Annotated in this window: 19 protein-coding genes; 9 read left to right on the plus strand and 10 right to left on the minus strand. The window is 66.4% G+C overall.

Annotation, left to right across the window (positions count from 1 at the left end; all coding sequences use genetic code 11):
• Positions 1-1215: AMP-binding protein (locus ASJ79_RS01740; RefSeq protein WP_067952614.1), on the plus strand; the 1215-nt coding region annotated here is incomplete at its 5' end.
• On the opposite strand, the gene ASJ79_RS01745 is transcribed toward ASJ79_RS01740, so the two are convergent.
• Entirely contained in the window at positions 1199-2479 is a 1281-nt protein-coding gene (locus ASJ79_RS01745; RefSeq protein WP_067952617.1) for a cytochrome P450, read from the minus strand. The genes ASJ79_RS01740 and ASJ79_RS01745 overlap by 17 nt on opposite strands.
• A gap of 113 nt (positions 2480-2592) precedes the next feature.
• On the opposite strand from ASJ79_RS01745, the gene ASJ79_RS01750 reads away from it, so the two are divergent.
• From ASJ79_RS01750 to ASJ79_RS01760, 3 genes are all read left to right on the plus strand, one after another.
• Entirely contained in the window at positions 2593-3183 is a 591-nt protein-coding gene (locus ASJ79_RS01750; protein WP_067952620.1) for a TetR/AcrR family transcriptional regulator, read from the plus strand.
• A gap of 75 nt (positions 3184-3258) precedes the next feature.
• The gene (locus ASJ79_RS01755) at positions 3259-4098 is read left to right on the plus strand and encodes a mycofactocin-coupled SDR family oxidoreductase (RefSeq protein WP_067952622.1); all 840 of its coding nucleotides are present in this window, start codon (positions 3259-3261) and stop codon (positions 4096-4098) included.
• 5 nt (positions 4099-4103) lie between these two features.
• On the plus strand, positions 4104-5024 hold the full coding sequence (locus ASJ79_RS01760) for a TIGR03619 family F420-dependent LLM class oxidoreductase (protein ID WP_067952623.1): 921 nt from the start codon (positions 4104-4106) through the stop codon (positions 5022-5024).
• On the opposite strand, the gene ASJ79_RS01765 is transcribed toward ASJ79_RS01760, so the two are convergent.
• The 9 genes from ASJ79_RS01765 to ASJ79_RS01805 form a co-directional block, all read right to left on the minus strand.
• The gene (locus ASJ79_RS01765) at positions 5025-5849 is read right to left on the minus strand and encodes an SDR family NAD(P)-dependent oxidoreductase (RefSeq protein ID WP_067952625.1); all 825 of its coding nucleotides are present in this window, start codon (positions 5847-5849) and stop codon (positions 5025-5027) included.
• A gap of 37 nt (positions 5850-5886) precedes the next feature.
• Positions 5887-6309: a nuclear transport factor 2 family protein gene (locus ASJ79_RS01770; RefSeq protein ID WP_067952627.1), complete on the minus strand. Its 423-nt coding sequence runs from the start codon at positions 6307-6309 to the stop codon at positions 5887-5889.
• 98 nt (positions 6310-6407) lie between these two features.
• Positions 6408-7538 (minus strand): NDMA-dependent alcohol dehydrogenase, encoded by a 1131-nt coding sequence (locus tag ASJ79_RS01775; RefSeq protein ID WP_067952629.1) that lies wholly within the window; start codon positions 7536-7538, stop codon positions 6408-6410.
• A 92-nt stretch (positions 7539-7630) separates the two neighbouring features.
• On the minus strand, positions 7631-8170 hold the full coding sequence (locus ASJ79_RS01780) for a nuclear transport factor 2 family protein (RefSeq protein ID WP_067952631.1): 540 nt from the start codon (positions 8168-8170) through the stop codon (positions 7631-7633).
• A gap of 4 nt (positions 8171-8174) precedes the next feature.
• Positions 8175-8381, minus strand: coding sequence for a ferredoxin (locus tag ASJ79_RS01785; RefSeq protein ID WP_067952633.1), 207 nt, complete (start codon positions 8379-8381; stop codon positions 8175-8177).
• Position 8382: 1 nt separating this feature from the next.
• Positions 8383-9741: a cytochrome P450 gene (locus ASJ79_RS01790; RefSeq protein ID WP_067952634.1), complete on the minus strand. Its 1359-nt coding sequence runs from the start codon at positions 9739-9741 to the stop codon at positions 8383-8385.
• Positions 9738-10562, minus strand: a complete 825-nt coding sequence (locus ASJ79_RS01795) for an SDR family oxidoreductase (RefSeq protein WP_067952636.1) — start codon at positions 10560-10562, stop codon at positions 9738-9740. The genes ASJ79_RS01790 and ASJ79_RS01795 overlap by 4 nt, the downstream gene beginning before the upstream one ends.
• On the minus strand, positions 10562-11767 hold the full coding sequence (locus ASJ79_RS01800; protein ID WP_067952638.1) for a cytochrome P450: 1206 nt from the start codon (positions 11765-11767) through the stop codon (positions 10562-10564). Before ASJ79_RS01800 ends, ASJ79_RS01795 begins: the two co-directional genes overlap by 1 nt.
• Positions 11768-11789: 22 nt before the next feature.
• On the minus strand, positions 11790-12386 hold the full coding sequence (locus ASJ79_RS01805; RefSeq protein ID WP_067952640.1) for a TetR/AcrR family transcriptional regulator: 597 nt from the start codon (positions 12384-12386) through the stop codon (positions 11790-11792).
• Positions 12387-12562: 176 nt separating this feature from the next.
• Here ASJ79_RS01805 and ASJ79_RS01810 point away from each other — a divergent pair, with 176 nt between their 5' ends.
• The 5 genes from ASJ79_RS01810 to ASJ79_RS01830 form a co-directional block, all read left to right on the plus strand.
• A complete protein-coding gene (locus ASJ79_RS01810; protein WP_067952642.1) occupies positions 12563-14029 on the plus strand; it encodes an aldehyde dehydrogenase in 1467 nt (488 codons plus the stop codon).
• Between the two features lie 31 nt (positions 14030-14060).
• Positions 14061-14825: an SDR family oxidoreductase gene (locus tag ASJ79_RS01815; RefSeq protein ID WP_067952644.1), complete on the plus strand. Its 765-nt coding sequence runs from the start codon at positions 14061-14063 to the stop codon at positions 14823-14825.
• On the plus strand, positions 14822-15688 hold the full coding sequence (locus ASJ79_RS01820; protein WP_067952646.1) for an NAD(P)-dependent oxidoreductase: 867 nt from the start codon (positions 14822-14824) through the stop codon (positions 15686-15688). The genes ASJ79_RS01815 and ASJ79_RS01820 overlap by 4 nt, the downstream gene beginning before the upstream one ends.
• 2 nt (positions 15689-15690) lie before the next feature.
• Positions 15691-16134: a carboxymuconolactone decarboxylase family protein gene (locus ASJ79_RS01825; RefSeq protein ID WP_067952648.1), complete on the plus strand. Its 444-nt coding sequence runs from the start codon at positions 15691-15693 to the stop codon at positions 16132-16134.
• Positions 16124-17208, plus strand: a 1085-nt coding sequence (locus ASJ79_RS01830) for a hypothetical protein (protein ID WP_067952651.1), incomplete at its 3' end; no start/stop codon positions are given. The genes ASJ79_RS01825 and ASJ79_RS01830, both read left to right, overlap by 11 nt.

Here is a 17208-nt window from a genome sequence, read left to right on the forward strand (position 1 = left end):
CGCGACCACATGCCCGACGTCCCCGGAATACCCGCCGAGCGGCTGCTGTGCTGGGACGACCTCGTCGGTCGGCAGTCCACCCATTACCCGTGGCCGGAGTTCGACGAACGCACCGCCTCGTCGCTGTGCTACACCTCCGGAACCACCGGAAACCCGAAAGGTGTTCTGTACTCCCACCGTTCGACGGTGCTGCACGCCATGCTGTCGCTGTCGCGCGACACATTCGACATCAACAGCGGGACCACGCTGCTGCTCGTCGTCCCGATGTTCCACGCCAACGCGTGGGGCACGCCCTACTCGGCGGCGATGGTGGGCGCGAAGCTGGTGCTGCCGGGGCCGCATCTGGACGGCGAGAGCGTGTACCGGCTGCTGCGCGACGAGGGCGTCACGATCATGCAGGGCGTGCCGACGGTGTGGCTGATGTTGTTCGCCTACCTCGACGATCATCCCGAAATCGACCCGCACGAGCTGAAACTGGAGTGGGCGGGCATCGGCGGCTCCGCCCTGTCGCGGTCGATGCTGGAGCGCATCGAGAACGACCTGGGTGCCGAGGGCGGCCAGGGCTGGGGGATGACCGAGACCAGCCCGATCTGCGCGGTGGGCCGGTTGCTGCCCAAGCACACCGACCTTCCGGTCGAGGAGCAGCGCGCGGTCAAGCTCAAGCAGGGCCGCGGCGTGTTCGGCGTGGAGCTCAAGATCGTCGACGAGGCCGGCAACCGGTTGCCCTGGGACGGCAAGGCTTTCGGCGAGGTTTTGGTCAGGGGCCCGTGGATCGCCAGCGGCTACTTCAAAGGCGAGGGCGGTGAGAAGCTCGACGCCGAGGGGTTCTTCCCGACCGGCGACGTCGCCACGATCGACCCGGACGGCTATCTGCACCTGGTCGACCGCACCAAAGACGTGATCAAATCGGGCGGCGAGTGGGTCAGCTCGATCGACCTGGAGAACGCCGCGATGGGGCACTCCGCCATCGCCGAGGCCGCCGTCATCGGTGTGCCGCACCCGAAATGGCAGGAGCGGCCCCTGCTCGTCGCGGTCTTGCGTAAGGGGCACACCGCGACCCGCGACGACATCCTGGAGTACCTGGCCGGTCAGGTCGCCAAGTGGTGGCTGCCCGACGAGGTGGTGTTCGTGGACGAACTGCCGCACACCGCGACCGGTAAGGTGCTCAAACTCAAACTACGTGAACAGTACCGTGATACTAAGTGGCAGCAGTGAATTCGAGGTGCAGTGCCGATAACCCGCGCAACAGGAAGGTGGGGTCGTAGGGGAAGCGGCGCTGCCCGGACGGTCCGTGCACCGACTCGTCGAGCCTGATCTCACTCATCCGGTCCAGCAGGCGTCGGACGGTGATCTGTCCCTCCACGCGGGCCAGCGGGGCGCCGGCGCAGGTGTGGATGCCGCGGCCGAACGCGATGTGCTCGCGGACGTTCTTGCGGTCCGGATCGAACTCGTGCGGATCGTCGAACTTGCGCGGATCCCGGTTCGCCGCACCGAGGCACAACATCACGATGCTGCCCGCCTGCAGATGCACCCCGCCGAGTGTGGTGGTCTTGCGGACCAGGCGGAAGTCGACCTTGGTCGGTGAGTTAATCCGCAGTGACTCTTCGATGAACGCCGGGATGCGGTCCGGGCACTCGCGCAGAATCTGTTGGTGTTCCGGCTGTTCGGCGAGCGTCTTGACCGCCGCGCTGAGCAGCTTGGTGACGGTCTCCTGGCCTGCGGCGAACAGGAACGTCGCCGGTTTGACCACCTCGATGAGCTCCGGCGTCGAACCGTCCGGGTACACGGCGGTCGCCATCCCCGACAGCACGTCGCCGCGTGGTTCGCGGCGACGCGCGGCGAGATACCCGGCGAACTTGTCGTCCAGATACTGCAGTGGGTCCAGGCCCACCGGTTCGCCGTCGAGGGCACCCACCCGGGCGCCGTCCGGCTGCTCGGCGCCCAGCGCCGCCAGGAACTCCGGCCGGTCCTCCTCCGGAACACCGAGAAGGTCGATGATCGCCGACGTCGCAAAGGGTTTGGCGTACTCGGAGAGAAACTCACAGCGCCCCCGGTGGATGAACCGGTCGATCTGGCCGTCGACCAGGCGCCACATGTAGTCCTCGTTCTCCTTGAGCCGCCGCGGTGTCAGGAGCTTGTTGAGCAGCGACCGGGCCCGCTCGTGGGCGGGCGGATCCATCACGACCATGTGCTCGTAGATCGGGAACAGGTGGCGATGCGCCTCGATCTGCTCGGTGATGTCGTCGCCGTCGGGTGTGAACGGCAAGGGCGGAAACGGCCCGCCGATCGCGTTGACCGCGGAGAACGAGTCGTGGTCCTTGAACGCCGCGAGCACCTCCTGGTACCCGGTGACCGCGTAGACGCCGTGATGTGGTTCGCGGTACACCGGGTTCTGCTCGCGCAGATGGTCCCAGTAGGCGTACGGATCCTGGCTCAACTCGTAGTCGGAGAAGAAGTCCACCGAGGCGAGATCGGTCATCGGCGCGGCCGTCCTTTCGCTTGCCTGATCGATCGATCAGGCTGCTAGAATGCGCCATGCTTACCACGGCGCTTCAGGCACGGTCAAGGTTCGACGGCATGGGCGGGCGCTGAATGGCGGCTTCGCCCAGGGCTGTTGGTGGCGATGCCGGTGCCCGCCGGCGGCTGATCGAGGCGACCGCGAAGATCATGCGCGAGGACGGGTACGCCGCGGCGACCTCCCGGAAGGTGGCGGCGGAGGCCGGCGTCAAGCAGGCGCTGGTCTACTACTACTTCCCGACGATGGACGACCTGTTCGTGGAGGTGCTGAGGGTCGGGGCGGAGAGCTCGCTGGAGCACATGCGTGCCGCGCTGACCGACGACGACCCGCTACGGGCGCTCTGGCTGATCAACAGCGATGCCAGCAGAACCGGTCTCAACACCGAATTCATGGCGCTGGCCAACCACCGGAAGGCGATCCGCATCGAGTTGCGGGCCTATGCCGAACGCGTGCGGGACATCGAAACGGCAGCGGTCACCGTCGCGTTGCGCGCGAACGGTGTCGACCTCGATGAGCATCCGCCCGTGGTGGTCTCGATGCTGATCGCCCAGATCGCCCGCAGCCTGTGCAACGAGAGCGCGGTCGGGGTGACGCTGGGTCATGACGAGATGCGCGCGTACGTCGACCGGCAGCTCACGATGCTGGCTCCGGCCACCGGAGGTTGACAGTCGGGGCGATCAGTGTCACGCTCCTGATCGATCGACAAAAGGCGGTCGAGGAGCTGGGATCGAGGTGGGCACATGGGCGGTCGGGTAGAGGGCAAGGTGGCGTTCATCACGGGTGCGGCGCGCGGTCAGGGCCGCAGCCACGCCGTGCGGCTGGCCGAGGAAGGCGCCGACATCATCGCCATCGACATCTGCAGGCAGGTCAGCACCCACACCGACATCCCGCCCGCGACCCCGGACGACCTCGCCGAGACCGCAGACGCGGTCAAGAACCTGAACCGTCGCATCGTCAGCGCGGAGGTCGATGTGCGTGACTACGCCGCGGTGAAGGCCGCGGTGGACTCCGGGGTGGAGCAGCTGGGCCGCCTCGACATCGTGGTCGCCAACGCCGGTATCGGCAACGGTGGGCAGACGCTGGACCGCACCAGCGAAGAAGACTGGACCGACATGATCGACGTCAACCTCACGGGTGTCTGGAAGTCGGTCAAAGCCGCTGTGCCACACCTGCTCTCCGGCGGCCGCGGTGGTTCGATCATCCTCACCAGTTCGGTCGGGGGACTGAAGGCCTACCCGCACACCGGCCATTACATCGCCGCCAAGCACGGCGTGGTCGGGCTGATGCGGACGTTCGCGGTCGAACTGGGCCAGCACTCGATCCGGGTGAACTCGGTGCATCCCACGAACGTCAACACGCCCCTGTTCATGAACGAGGGCACCATGAAGCTGTTCCGGCCGGACCTGGAGAACCCTGGCCCCGACGATCTCGCGGTGGCCGCTCAGTTCATGCATGTGCTGCCGGTCGGCTGGGTCGAGCCGCGCGACATCAGCAACGCCGTGCTGTTCCTGGCCTCCGACGAGGCGCGCTACATCACCGGTCTGCCGATGACCGTCGATGCCGGCAGCATGCTGAAGTAGCGAGGATGCAGCTCGTCTTCGCGCTGCCGCACATGCTGCGGCTGCCGGCGATGTCGCAGCCGTGGGAGGCCTCGGTGACGGGCGCCGACCAGACCCGGATGGCCAGGTGCGCGGATCAGTGGGGCTACGACATGATCGCCGTCCCCGAGCATTTCGTGATCCCGGCCGAGCACGTCGAGTTGTCGGGCCCGCACTACCTCCAGTCCACCGTGGCGCAGGCGTACCTGGCCGGCGCCACCGACCGGATACGGCTGAACTCGTGCGTCACCGTGCTGCCGCTACAGCATCCGATCGTGCTGGCCAAGGCGCTGGCGACCGCGGACTGGATGAGCGGCGGCCGGATGATGGTCACCTTCGGGGTCGGTTGGCTGGAGGGCGAGTTCGATGCGCTCGGCGTCCCGTTCCGGGAGCGCGGCCGGATGGCCGACGAGTACCTGGCGGTGATCAAGGAGCTGTGGACCAGCGAGGCGCCGAGCTTCCAGGGCAAGTACGTCTCGTTCGACGAGGTCGCGTTCGAGCCCAAACCCGTGCAGAAGCCGCATCTACCGATCTGGATCGGCGGTGACGCCGATGCGGCGCTGCGCCGCGCGGCGAAGTATGCGTGTGGGTGGTGGGCGTTTCTGACGACGCCCGACAAGATCGCCGAGCGGCTGGATTTCATCAAGTCCCAGCCGGGGTACGACGGGCGGCCGTTCGACGTCATGCACGGACTCGGCACCAACCGGGTGGGGGAGGGACACGTCGCCCGGGACGACCCCGATGCGCGTCCGGGCATGGGTGCGGCCGAGATCGTGGACCGGCTGGGCCGGCTGGGCGAACAAGGGGTGACGGTCAGCTCGGTGCCCATCCCCGAGGTCGGCGGCGTCGACGAGTACCTCGACCACGCGCAGTGGGTGATCGAGGAGATCAAGCCGCAGCTGGCCTGACTATCCGACCTGTGCCGCGATCTCCTCGACGGTCCACGGCGGCTCGTCCTCGTGGCCGCGGTAGGCCACGATCGACGGGGTCTGCCGGTCGAAACGTCCGACGAAACCCCCTGCAGCAATGAAGATCTGGCCGGTGATGTCCTCGGCGAGGTCGCCGGCCAGGTAGGCGTACGTCGGCGCCGCGTACTCCGGTGGTGCGGCATCGAGCGCACCCTGGTAGCTGATGTCGTCGAGCAGGCCGCGGCGGTTGAGCTCGGTGATGTGGGCCTGGTAGTCCGGCCCGGTGGACAGCCGGGTTCTCGCGCCCGGGCACACCACGTTCGCGCGTACACCGTGCTCCTTGAGTTCGGCGGCGATCGCCAGTGTCAGGCTGGTGACGGCGCCTTTGCCCGCCGGGTAGCCGGTGCCGCCGTAATCGCCGAGGAACGCGAACGAACTGGTGTTGACGATCGCGCCGGAACGCTGCTGCACCATCCGCGGGGCCGCGGCGCGGCAGGTCTGGAACACGGTGCCCAGATGGGCGTCCATCAATGCCTGGAACTGATCCGGGGTGATGTTCAGGATCGACGAACCGACGGGTTCGGCGGTGCCCGCGCAGTTGACCAGGATGTCGATCCGGCCGAACTCCCGCGCGCAGGTGTCGATCAACGCATCGGCGACGGCCGGTTCGGCCGGGGAGCCCGGATGCGCGACAGCCCCCGGGATGCGTTCCGCGGCGTGCTGTGCCGCGGTTTCGTCGCGGCCGTTGACCACCACACCGGCGCCCAGGGACGCCAGCAACTCCGCGACCGCCAGACCGACACCGCGCGTGCCGCCGACGACCACGGCGCCACGGCCGCTCAGGAGGCCCGAGGTCCGCTCGCTAATCCGCGCTTTCCTTCTGCGAGAACGTCATCGCGTCCATGTTCCAGTAGCCGCGCAGGTTGGTGATCAGGCCGGCGTCGTCCACGCGGTAGGTGAACACACCCCGCACGGTCGCGACGAACCCGTTCGGGAACGTGGTCTCCAGCACCAGGATGTAGGCAATCTCCGTCGGACTGCTCGACGGGAACGTCTCCTGGCAGGTGACGCGCAGCTGATTCGGTCCGATGTTGGCGTCGTAGAACGCCGCGACGGCGTCCTTGCCGCGCACACCGGTGCCGTCGGGGTTGGTGACGGCCTCGCCGATGGGGTCCTCGATGACGACGTCGTCGGCCATCAGGGCCAACCAGCCTTCGCGGTCGCCGGACTGCACGCACCGCCACGAGTTCTGTGACGCCGCGACGACGGGGGCTAGATCTGTCATGACACTCCTTCAGCGACGACCTTCGCCGAAATGGCATTCCAGCAGGGCCCTACTCGAACTTTCGCTGCTGGAATGCCATTTCGGCGGAAGAGCGGGGGCTACCTGTCGGCGTCGGTGTAGCGGATGACGCCGCGGATGTTCTTGCCCTCGAGCATGTCCCGGTAACCGTCGTTGATCTGCTCCAGCTTGTACTGCCGGGTGACCATGTCGTCGAGGTTCAGCCGGCCCGCCTTGTACATCGACAGCAGCTGCGGGATGTCGAAGTGCGGGTTGCCGCCACCGAAGATGGTGCCCTGCAGGTTCTTCTGCAGCAGCGTGAGCATCGACAGGTTCAGCGTCACGTCCGAGCTGGCCATGTTGGCCACCGCGGTCACCACGCAGGTGCCGCCCTTGGCCGTGATGTTGAGGTAGTTGTCGATCTCCTCGCCCTTGAGCTCACCGGTGGTGATGATGGTCTTGGAAGCCATCCGGCCCTGGGTGACCTCGGCGACGCCCATCATCGCGCTGCCGATGTCGGGGTAGACGTGGGTGGCGCCGAACTTGAGTGCCTGGTCGCGCTTCCACTCCACCGGGTCGATCGCGAAGATGTTGCGTGCGCCCGCGTTGAGGGCGCCCTGCAGCGCACCCATGCCGACCCCGCCGATACCGGCGATGACGACGTCGTCGCCGGGCCGCACGTCGGCGCTCCGCACGGCGGAGCCGTAGCCGGTCGTCACGCCGCAACCCACGAGGCACGCGACCTCGAACGGGATGGACGGATCGATCTTCACCACCGAGCTCTTGTGCACGACCATGTACGGACTGAAGGTGCCGAGCAGGGTCATCGGGATGACCGGGGTGCCGTCTTTGGCGTGGATGCGATGGGTGTTGTCAGAGACCGCGGTGCCCTGCAGCAGCATCGCACCCAGGTCGCACAGGTTGCGCATGCCGGCCTGACAGGACGGGCAGGAGCCGCACGACGGGATGAATGACAGCACCACGTGGTCGCCGGGCTCAAGGCCCTCCACGCCGGGTCCGACTTCGGTGACGATGCCGGCGCCCTCGTGGCCCCCGAGTACCGGGAAGCCTGCCATCGGGATGTCGCCGGTGACCAGGTGGTGGTCCGAATGGCACATGCCCGAGGCTTCCATCTGGATCTTGACCTCGTCCTTGACGGGGTCGCCGATCTCGATCTCCTCAATCGTCCAAGGCTGATTGAACTCCCAGATCAGGGCGCCTTTGGTCTTCATCTCTCCTGCTTTCGACTAGAGCCTCTGTGACCAGACTAGAGGCTCTAGTTAGCCACATCACACGCCCCCCAAGCAACCGCTTGGTGGTGCGGTCACCAGATCGGGACGGGAGCCTGGCCGAGTGGGTAGTAACCGGGCAGTTTCTCTCCGGACAGGGACCGCTCGATCCGCTTCTGCATGGTGGGGGTGAGGTCGCCGGATTCGATCAGCTTCGCGTACCCCTTCGCCACGTGACCGAAGTCGAAGAAGTCCCGCTGCCACTCGATGAGCAACTGGTCGTTGAGCCGGAACCAGCTGCCGCCGATGCCGTAGATCTCGGCGCGGGTGCCGTCGCTCTTGTTGGCGATCTGCTTCCAGAAGCCGACGATCTCGTTCTGCTTCTCGTCGATCAGCGTCCGCTGGTACTCGTAGACCCAGTTCTCCAGGCCTTCCATCTCCAGACCGAGGGCGACGTCGCGGATCTCGTCCTTCCCGACGCACATGACGTCTTCCTTGGGGCCGATGTTCCAGCCGTAGGTGGCGTCGTCGGTGTAGAACTCCGCCAACGGCTTCCAGTCGCCGGCCGCCTCGGCATCCTGATTGGCCTTGAGCCAGCGCTCGACCCAGTCCTCGAGTTGCTCGCGTGACGCCATTACTTCACTCCTTCTCGATGATCGACAGTGCTCGGGTGGGACACATCTCGACGGCGAGCTCCACGGCGTCCCTGAGGTCGTCGGGCGGTTCGGGGTCGGTGATCTCGACGACGCCGCGTTTGGGCACCGTGAAGACGTCGGGGGCCTCCAGTTCGCACATCGCGTGGCCCTGACACAGATCTTCATCGAGTACCACTCGGTAGCAACCCATTTCAGTCCCTTGTGCGCCTGCGGTAGCGGACCTTGGCCGGCTGAGCGAGCTGCACGACCATCTTGGAGTGGTCGTTGCGGTAGCTCTCCGAGGGCTGAGACATCTCGAACTCGTACTCGCGCAGCAGCACCGAGAAGATCGCCTTGATCTGCATCTGTGCGAACGCCGCACCCACGCAGCGGTGCTTGCCCGCACCGAACGGGATCCAGGTCCAGCGGTTGATCAGATCCTCCTGCCGAGGCTTCTCGTAGCGGCTGGGATCGAAGGCATCCGGGTCGGGGAAGTCCTCGGGGATGCGGTTGGAGATCGCCGGTGAGGCGGCCACCATCTGCCCCTTGTGGATGGGATGGCCGGCGACCTCGAACTCGTCCTGGGCCACCCGCATCAGGATGATCAGCGGCGGGTGCAGGCGCAGGGTCTCCTTGAGCGCGTTGTCCAGATTCGGGATCTGGCGCAGCGCATGGAAACTCACCTCCTGGCCATCGGCGTACAGCTCGTCGAGCTCCTGCTGGACCTTGGCGTAGTAGTCCGGGTGGCGCAGAAGTTCGATCAGCGTCCATGACGACGTACCGGAGCTGGTGTGGTGACCGGCGAACATCAGCGAGATGAACATGCCGGTGACCTCGTTCGCCGAGAACCGCGGGTTGCCCTCGTCGTCCTTGATCGACACCAGCACGTCGAGCAGGTCGCGGTCCTCCTTGCCCTTGGGTGGGTTGGCGATCCGGCCGTTCATGATCTCCTGAACCAGCGCAACGAGTTTGACGCGCGCCTCGTCGCGGATGCGGAAGCTCTCGATGTCCAGGTACGGATCGACGTAGCACAGCGGGTCGGTGCCGCGCTCCAGCTGGTGGTAGTAGTGGGCGAACCGGCTGTCGAGTTGCTCGCGGAACTTGAGCCCGATCAGGCAGGCCGTCGACGTGTAGATGGTCAGCTCGGAGAAGAAGTCCAGTAGCTCGATCTCGCCTTGATCGCCCCAGTCGGCGATGATCTTCTTGACCTCGGCCTCGATGGTGGCGGCATGACCCTTCATCTGCTCGCCGCGCAGCGCGGTGTTGTGCAGCATCTCGGCCCGGCGTTCGGGGTCGGCGTCGAACACCACGCCCTCCCCGAAGATCGGTGTCATGAACGGGTAGGCCTCGGCCTGGTTGAGTTCGCTGTCGCTGGAACGGAAGAAGAACTCGTTGGCCTCCGCACCGGAGAGCATCACGACCTGCTTGCCCGCGAGCTGGAACCAGCCGACGTCGCCGCATTCCTCGCGGATGCGTTTCATCAGGCCGATCGGGTCGGTGCGGAACTCCTCCAGGTGGCCGTGTTCCTCGTCCTCTCCGCCGGAGACGCGGGGCACGATCGCTGTCGTCATGACGGCATTCCCTCCTCGCCGAGAGCAAGTTTCTGTCGATCTTTGATCTCCGCCAGCGGAGCTTCCGGCTGCAGTTCCATGTTCGCGATGAAGCCGCCCCGCGGAGTCTCGGCGACGAACGTGATGGCCCGCGCGAGATCGGCGGCCCGCAGGAAGTAGTCGTGGCGGGCCTGACCCCACTTCGCCCAGTCCTCCAGCGCGGGACCGATCAGTTCGGCCGGAAGGCTCCATCCCATCGCCGTCTTGGTCGGTCCGGGGTGCACGATCGAGGCCCGCACTCCGGTGCCCTCCAGCTCCATCTGGTAATTGGTGACCATCGCGACGAGCGCGGCCTTGGCCGCACCGTAGGCGCCCATGTGCGGTCGCTGACGCAGCGCCACATCTGATCCGACGAAGATCAGATCGCCGCGCCGGCGCTCGATCATGCCCGGGAGCACGGCGGTGGCCACCCGGTTCGCGCCGATGAGGTGAATCTGGATCTGGGACTCGAACTGTTCGGTGCTGATCGAGTCCAGCTTGCCGAAGTACGTGTCACCGGCACCGGCGACGAGCACCTCGATATCGCCGAGCTGCGACGTGGTCTGCTCGACGGCGGCCTTCACCGAGTCGGGGTCGGTGACATCGAGGTGCATCGCGACGGCCTCGCCGCCGTCGGCGCGGATCTTGTCGACGGTCTCCTGGCACTTCTCGACGCGGCGTGCGCCGAGCGCGACCGGGAAGCCGCGCGAGGCGAGCTCGATCGCGGTGGCTTCCCCGATTCCGGACGATGCGCCGGCGACCAGGGCGGGACGCCGATCGGGCAGGGGATCAAATCGAGGCATCAGCGGGTCTCCACATGGATCGGAAGGTGAGCGAATCCGCGGACATTGCTGGAGTGGACGCGGACGGCGTTGGCCTCATCGACCTCGTATCCGCGGATTCGCTTGAACAACTCGGCCAGTGCCACCCGTGCCTCCATGCGCGCCAGGTGCGCGCCGAGGCAGAAATGGGCACCACTGCCGAAACTCATGAGCTTGGAACCGATTTCGCGCCCGATGAGGTAGTCGTCGGGATTCTCGAACACGCGCTCGTCGCGGTGTGCCGACCCGGGAAGAAGCAGCAGCACGTCGCCGTCGGGGATCGTGGTGTCGTAGAGGGTCAGCTCGCCGGACACGGTGCGTGCCAGGATCTGGCTCGACGTGTCGTAGCGCAGCGTCTCTTCCACCCACAGCGGCACCCGGGAAAGGTCGTGGTAGATCGGAGCGAGTTGGTCGGGGTTGCGATGTCCCCAGAACGCGGCGTTGGCAAGCAGTTTCGTGGTCGTCTCATTGCCTGCGATGACCATCAGGAACATGAAGCCGATGATCTCGTCGTCGGTGAGGCGGTCACCGTCGATCTCGGCTTCCAGCAGTGCGGACGTCAGGTCGTCGGTGAGCTTCTTGCGTCGCTCGGCCACCATCTCCTGGTAGTAGACGATCAGGTTGAGCGACGCCTCGATGGCCGAGTCGGGCACATCGGTGACGCCCTCCTCGCGGTGCATCACCGCGTCCGCCCACGCCCGCACCTGGACCCGGTCGGCCTGCGGCACGCCCATCAACTCGGAGATGACGTCCATGGGCAGCTTGCCGGCGAATTCGTCGACGTAGTCGACGGTTCCGTCACCGGCGTTCACCAGCATCGCGTCGAGGTGCTGGACCGCGATCTCGGTGACGCGGGGCTCGAGCTCGCGGATGCGGCGCGGGGTGAAGCCTTTGGAGACCAGAGTGCGTAACCGAAGGTGGTCGGGATCGTCCATGGCCAGAAACGACATGGTCTTCGACGCGTGCGGCCCGCGCGATGCCGGGTCCAGCGAGACGCCGAACTTGTTCGACAGCGTGGTGCTGTTCCGGAAACCCTGCAGCACGTCGGCGTGGCGGGACAGCGCCCAGAACCCCAGTTCCTCGTTGCGGTACAGCGGGGCTTCGTCGCGCAGCCGCCGGTAGTACGGGTACGGATCCTCGTGGAAGTCGTAGTCGTACGGGTCGAGCCGTACGTCGCTGATCGTCATTTATCGTCTCCGACGCTCTGGTTCATTTATCGTCTCCGACGATGAGGCCGACCACGTAACTCAACCGGTCGGCGATCTGGTGGTAGGTGAAAGCGCCGCTGCCGGCATTGACCAGCGCGCCGAAGAACGTCATCTCCAGCGCGGCCAGCGTGCGGTGGTCCGGATCCGGGCCGACTGCCGCCCGGATGCGGCGGTGGATCTCGCCGCCGATGCGCTCGCGCACCGTCCGAACGGCGTTGTCGTTGCCCGACAGCAGCGCCGTGGTGCAGGCGGCCGCCACCTCGGGCTCGTCGGCGACCATCAGGGCCATACTGCGCAGCGTCTTCTCCACCCGGACGACGGTGCTGTCGTTGACGTCGGTGAAGTAGTCGACCTGCCGGATGAGGTCCAGGTAGATCTCGGCGATCAGGTGGTTTTTCGACGAGAAGTACGTGTACGCGGTGGCCGGGGCCACCTTGGCCCGTGCCGCGACCGCACGCACCGTCAGATCGGCGTACGAGGACTCCCGCAACATCTCCAGCCCGGCGGCCAGAACCCTGCGGAACGTCTCCTCCTGCCGACGGTTGCGTGGCGGGTGCCCCGACTCACCTGTGAGCGCGGCAACAGCTTCACTGGACACTTGTCCAAGCTATCCGACGATGCGCCCGACAGGCAAGCAGAGGCTCGAAACGCCTGACCACAGCGCGTATATCGCACTCCGGCCGGAGCCGATCCTTGCCTCGTGCCGACGTCTGCGGCTATGGTTCGAGGAGACGCTGCCGGACAACTGTCCAGAAACCAGATACAGGAGGTCGGATGCCAGTCCTGGCCGATCGCGAAAGCCGGCTTCTCATCGACGGCAAGCTCGTCGCCGGAAGTTCGGGCACCTTTCCCACCGTCAATCCCGCCACCGAGGAGACCCTCGGTGTGGCCGCGGACGCGAGCGCCGAGGACATGAGCGCGGCGATCGGCGCCGCCCGTCGCAGCTTCGACGAGACCGACTGGGCCACTGACACCGAGCTCAGGGTCCGGTGCATCCGGCAGTTGCAGCAGGCGATGCGCGACCACGTCGAAGAACTGCGGGAGCTGACCATGGCCGAGGTCGGCGCGCCGCGGATGCTGACCTCGGCGGCCCAACTCGAAGGCCCCGTCGAGGATCTGACGTTCTGCGCCGACACCGCCGAGTCCTACCGGTGGACCACCGACCTCGGCACCGCGTCGCCGATGGGCATCAGGACCCACCGCACCATCGCGCGGGAGGCCATCGGCGTCGTCGGCGCGATCACCCCGTGGAACTTCCCGCACCAGATCAACCTCGCCAAGATCGGCCCGGCGCTGGCCGCCGGTAACACCTTGGTGCTCAAGCCCGCCCCGGACACGCCGTGGGCGGCCGCGGTGCTGGGTGAGCTGATCACCGAGCACACCGACTTCCCGGCCGGGGTGATCAACATCGTCACCTCCAGTGATCACGGTGTCGGTGCACTTCTGTCGAAAGACCCACGGGTGGACATGGTTTCGTTCACCGGATCGACGAACACCGGGCGGTCGGTGATGGCTGACGGCTCGGCCACGCTGAAGAAGGTGTTCCTGGAACTCGGCGGCAAGTCGGCGTTCCTGGTTCTCGACGACGCCGACCTCGCCGGCGCGTGCTCGATGGCGGCCTTCACCGCGTCCATGCATGCCGGGCAGGGGTGCGCGATCACCACCCGTCTCGTGGTGCCGCGCAACCGGTACGACGAAGCCGTCGAGGCCGCCGCGGCCACCATGGCCGGTCTCAAGCCGGGGGATCCGACCAATCCCGGCACGGTGTGCGGGCCGGTGATCTCGGCGCGCCAGCGTGACCGGATCCAGAGCTATCTCGACTCCGCGATCGCCGACGGTGGCAGGTTCGCCTGCGGCGGTGGACGTCCCGCCGACCGCGACACCGGTTTCTTCATCGAACCGACGGTCATCGCCGGTCTCGACAACAACGCCAAGGTGGCCCGTGAAGAGATCTTCGGACCGGTGTTGACCGTCATCGCCCACGACGGCGACGACGACGCCGTGCGCATCGCCAACGACTCGCCGTACGGCCTGTCGGGCACCGTGTTCTCGCCGGATCTGGAGCGCGCCAACGCCGTCGCAGCACGCCTACGGGTCGGCACGGTCAACATCAACGGCGGCGTCTGGTATTCGGCGGACATGCCTTTCGGCGGTTACAAGCAATCCGGCATCGGCCGGGAGATGGGGCTCGCCGGTTTCGAGGAGTACCTCGAGATCAAAGCGATTGCTACTTCTGTTTGACACTGCGAGCAGCGAACCAGAGGAGACATCAGTGGGCCTGTACGGCGATCAGTTCAAAGACAAGGTGGCCATCGTCACCGGCGCCGGCGGCGGCATCGGCCAGGCGTATGCCGAGGCGCTGGCGCGGGAGGGCGCGGCCGTCGTCGTCGCCGACATCAACACCGAAGGCGCGCGGAAGGTCGCCGACGGCATCAAGGGTGAAGGCGGCAACGCGCTGGCCGTCCGGGTGGACGTGTCCGATCCCGACTCCGCCAAAGAGATGGCCGCCCAGACCCTCTCGGAGTTCGGCGGTATCGACTACCTGGTCAACAACGCCGCGATCTTCGGTGGCATGAAGCTCGACTTCCTGATCACCGTCGACTGGGACTACTACAAGAAGTTCATGAGCGTGAACCTCGACGGCGCGCTGGTGTGTACCCGGGCGGTCTACCGCAAGATGGCCAAGCGCGGCGGTGGCGCCATCGTCAACCAGTCGTCCACCGCCGCGTGGTTGTACTCGAACTTCTACGGGTTGGCCAAGGTCGGGATCAACGGCCTGACCCAGCAGCTGGCCACCGAACTCGGCGGGCAGAACATCCGGGTCAACGCGATCGCGCCGGGCCCCATCGACACCGAGGCCAACCGGACCACCACACCGCAGGAGATGGTCGCCGACATCGTCAAGGGAATCCCGTTGTCACGCATGGGTGAACCCGACGACCTGGTCGGCATGCTGCTGTTCCTGCTGTCCGATCAGGCCAAGTGGATCACCGGACAGATCTTCAACGTCGACGGCGGACAGATCATCCGCTCATGAGTGCCGACGACCTCAAGCTGGGCTACATCGGACTGGGCAACCAGGGCGCTCCGATGGCCAAGCGTCTGGTGAACTGGCCGGGCGGGCTGACCGTGTTCGATGTCCGCACCGAGGCGATGACGCCGCTGGCCGAGCTGGGTGCCACGCTGGCCGACCGCGTGGCCGATGTGGCCGCCGCCGACGTCATCAGCGTCACCGTGCTCAACGACGCACAGGTGCGCGACGTGGTCGGCGAGCTCGCTGCGCACGCCGAGCCGGGCACCGTCATCGCGATCCACTCGACCATCGAACCCCAGACCGCCGCCGAGCTGGCGGAGCAATTGCGGCCGAAGGGGATTCACATCGTCGATGCTCCGGTCAGCGGTGGTGCCGGGGCCGCCGACAAGGGGGAACTCGCGGTGATGGTGGGCGCCGACGAGCACGCCTACGAGCGGGTCAAGCCGGTCTTCAAGCAGTGGGCGTCGATCGTGGTCCGGGCCGGTGAGCCGGGTGCGGGCACCCGGATGAAGCTGGCCCGCAACATGTTGACGTTCGTCGGTTTCACCGCGGCATGCGAAGCTATGCGGCTCGCCGAGGCGTCGGGCATCGATCTGCAGAAGCTCGGCCGGGTGGTACGGCACAGTGACGCGCAGAGCGGGGGGCCGGGCGCGATCATGGTGCGTGACGACATGAAGCCACTGACCCCCGACCACTTCCTGTACGACATGTTCGTGCACACCCGCGGGTTGGCCGAGAAGGACCTGCGACTGGCGTTGGGGCTCGGCCGGGCCACCGGCATCGACCTGCCGCTGGCCGAGATCGCGCTACGTGACCTGGCCACCGGACTCGGTGTCCCCCATGCGAATTCGACCACCGAGGAGTGAGGATGGACGAGTTGCGCCGCAAGGGCCTGGAGAAGATGAACGAGGTCTACGGCTGGGAGATGCCCAACATCGAGGGTGACCCGTATTTCGACCTCACCGTCGACCACCTGTTCGGGACCATCTGGACCAAGCCGGGTCTGTCGATGCGTGACAAGCGGTTGATGACATTGTCGGTGGTGACCGCGCTCGGCCTGCAGGATCTGGCCGAGGTGCAGGTGAACGCGGCGCTGCTCAACGAAGAACTGACCGAGGACGAACTCAAGGAGATGGCGATCTTCCTGACCCAGTACGTCGGGTTCCCACTCGGCTCCGGTCTCAACGGCACCATCTCCAAGGTCGTCGCCAAGCGACGCAAGGCGGCCGAGAAGGGCCAGTCCGAGGACAAGAAGGCGAACGTCAACGCCGCCATCAAGATGAACACGGGGAAGACGCTCGATGATGAGTAGGTATGCCGCGCTGTCGCGCGACGAGCTGGCCACGCTGGTCCCCGAGCTGCTGCTCATCGGGCAGCTGATCGACCGCTCTGGAATGGCATGGTGCATCAGCAATTTCGGGCGCGAGGAGATGCTGCAGATCGCGATCGAGGAGTGGGCGGGGTCCAGTCCGCTCTACACCAAGAGGATGCAGAAGGCGCTGAAGTATGAAGGCGTCGACATCATCACCATCTTCAAGGGGCTGCAGCTCGACATCGGCGCGCCCCCGCAGTTCATGGATTTCCGCTACACCGTTCACGATCGCTGGCACGGAGAATTCCACCTCGACCACTGCGGCGCGCTGCTCGACGTCGAGCCGATGGGTGAGGACTACGTCCGCGGCATGTGTCACGACATCGAGGACCCCACGTTCGACGCCACCGCGCTCGCCACCAACCGCAGGTGTCAGGTCCGCCCGATCCACCGGCCGCCACGGACGCCGGCCGACCGGCATCCGCACTGTGCGTGGACGGTGATCATCGACGAGTCCTACCCCGAGGTGGATTTCATCCCGCACCTCGACATCGTCGGCGCCAGTCGCGCGTACCACACCGAGCTGGAGCCCATCGACCCGAACGACGAAGGGATGGCCGACTACTCGGGCCCGCTGCTGTCCGACGTCGACTTCGGCGCCTTCTCGCACTCGGCGCTGGTGCGCATCGCCGACGAGGTGTGCCTGCAGATGCATCTGCTGGTGCTGTCGTTCAACCTCGCCGTCGAAGCCCGCGCGAAGAGCGACCCGGCGTTGGCGCGGACCATCCGCTCCAAACAGCTGATCGGCATCGCCGGTGTCGCCGCCGAGCGGATCCGCAAGGCGCTCAACCTGTCCACGGACGTCAAAGGTGCACTACGGGTGCTTGAGCTGCACCCGCTGCTGAACCCGGCTGCTTACGTCTGGGCCGACATCGACCCCGGCTTCGTGCACGTGCGTCCGTCGCCGGCGCACGAGGACGAGGCGTGGATCTCGCTGGTCTCACCCGTTGCGGACCTGCCGCTGCAGGCGATCGTGGCTGCGGTGGACCCGCATCTGCGCGCCGAGGTCTCCGG

Origin of the sequence: Mycobacterium sp. NAZ190054 (assembly GCF_001545925.1) — a bacterium.
GTDB lineage: Bacteria > Actinomycetota > Actinomycetes > Mycobacteriales > Mycobacteriaceae > Mycobacterium.

Bases quoted from the DNA above. Each gene is read 5' to 3' on its own strand.
- ASJ79_RS01745 (WP_067952617.1), bottom strand. From the start codon at position 2,479: ATGACCGATCTCGCCTCGGTGGACTTCTTCTCCGACTACGAGTTGAGC.
- ASJ79_RS01750 (WP_067952620.1), top strand. From the start codon at position 2,593: ATGGCGGCTTCGCCCAGGGCTGTTGGTGGCGATGCCGGTGCCCGCCGG.
- ASJ79_RS01755 (WP_067952622.1), top strand. From the start codon at position 3,259: ATGGGCGGTCGGGTAGAGGGCAAGGTGGCGTTCATCACGGGTGCGGCG.
- ASJ79_RS01760 (WP_067952623.1), top strand. From the start codon at position 4,104: ATGCAGCTCGTCTTCGCGCTGCCGCACATGCTGCGGCTGCCGGCGATG.
- ASJ79_RS01770 (WP_067952627.1), bottom strand. From the start codon at position 6,309: ATGACAGATCTAGCCCCCGTCGTCGCGGCGTCACAGAACTCGTGGCGG.
- ASJ79_RS01775 (WP_067952629.1), bottom strand. From the start codon at position 7,538: ATGAAGACCAAAGGCGCCCTGATCTGGGAGTTCAATCAGCCTTGGACG.
- ASJ79_RS01780 (WP_067952631.1), bottom strand. From the start codon at position 8,170: ATGGCGTCACGCGAGCAACTCGAGGACTGGGTCGAGCGCTGGCTCAAG.
- ASJ79_RS01785 (WP_067952633.1), bottom strand. From the start codon at position 8,381: ATGGGTTGCTACCGAGTGGTACTCGATGAAGATCTGTGTCAGGGCCAC.
- ASJ79_RS01790 (WP_067952634.1), bottom strand. From the start codon at position 9,741: ATGACGACAGCGATCGTGCCCCGCGTCTCCGGCGGAGAGGACGAGGAA.
- ASJ79_RS01795 (WP_067952636.1), bottom strand. From the start codon at position 10,562: ATGCCTCGATTTGATCCCCTGCCCGATCGGCGTCCCGCCCTGGTCGCC.
- ASJ79_RS01800 (WP_067952638.1), bottom strand. From the start codon at position 11,767: ATGACGATCAGCGACGTACGGCTCGACCCGTACGACTACGACTTCCAC.
- ASJ79_RS01810 (WP_067952642.1), top strand. From the start codon at position 12,563: ATGCCAGTCCTGGCCGATCGCGAAAGCCGGCTTCTCATCGACGGCAAG.
- ASJ79_RS01820 (WP_067952646.1), top strand. From the start codon at position 14,822: ATGAGTGCCGACGACCTCAAGCTGGGCTACATCGGACTGGGCAACCAG.
- ASJ79_RS01825 (WP_067952648.1), top strand. From the start codon at position 15,691: ATGGACGAGTTGCGCCGCAAGGGCCTGGAGAAGATGAACGAGGTCTAC.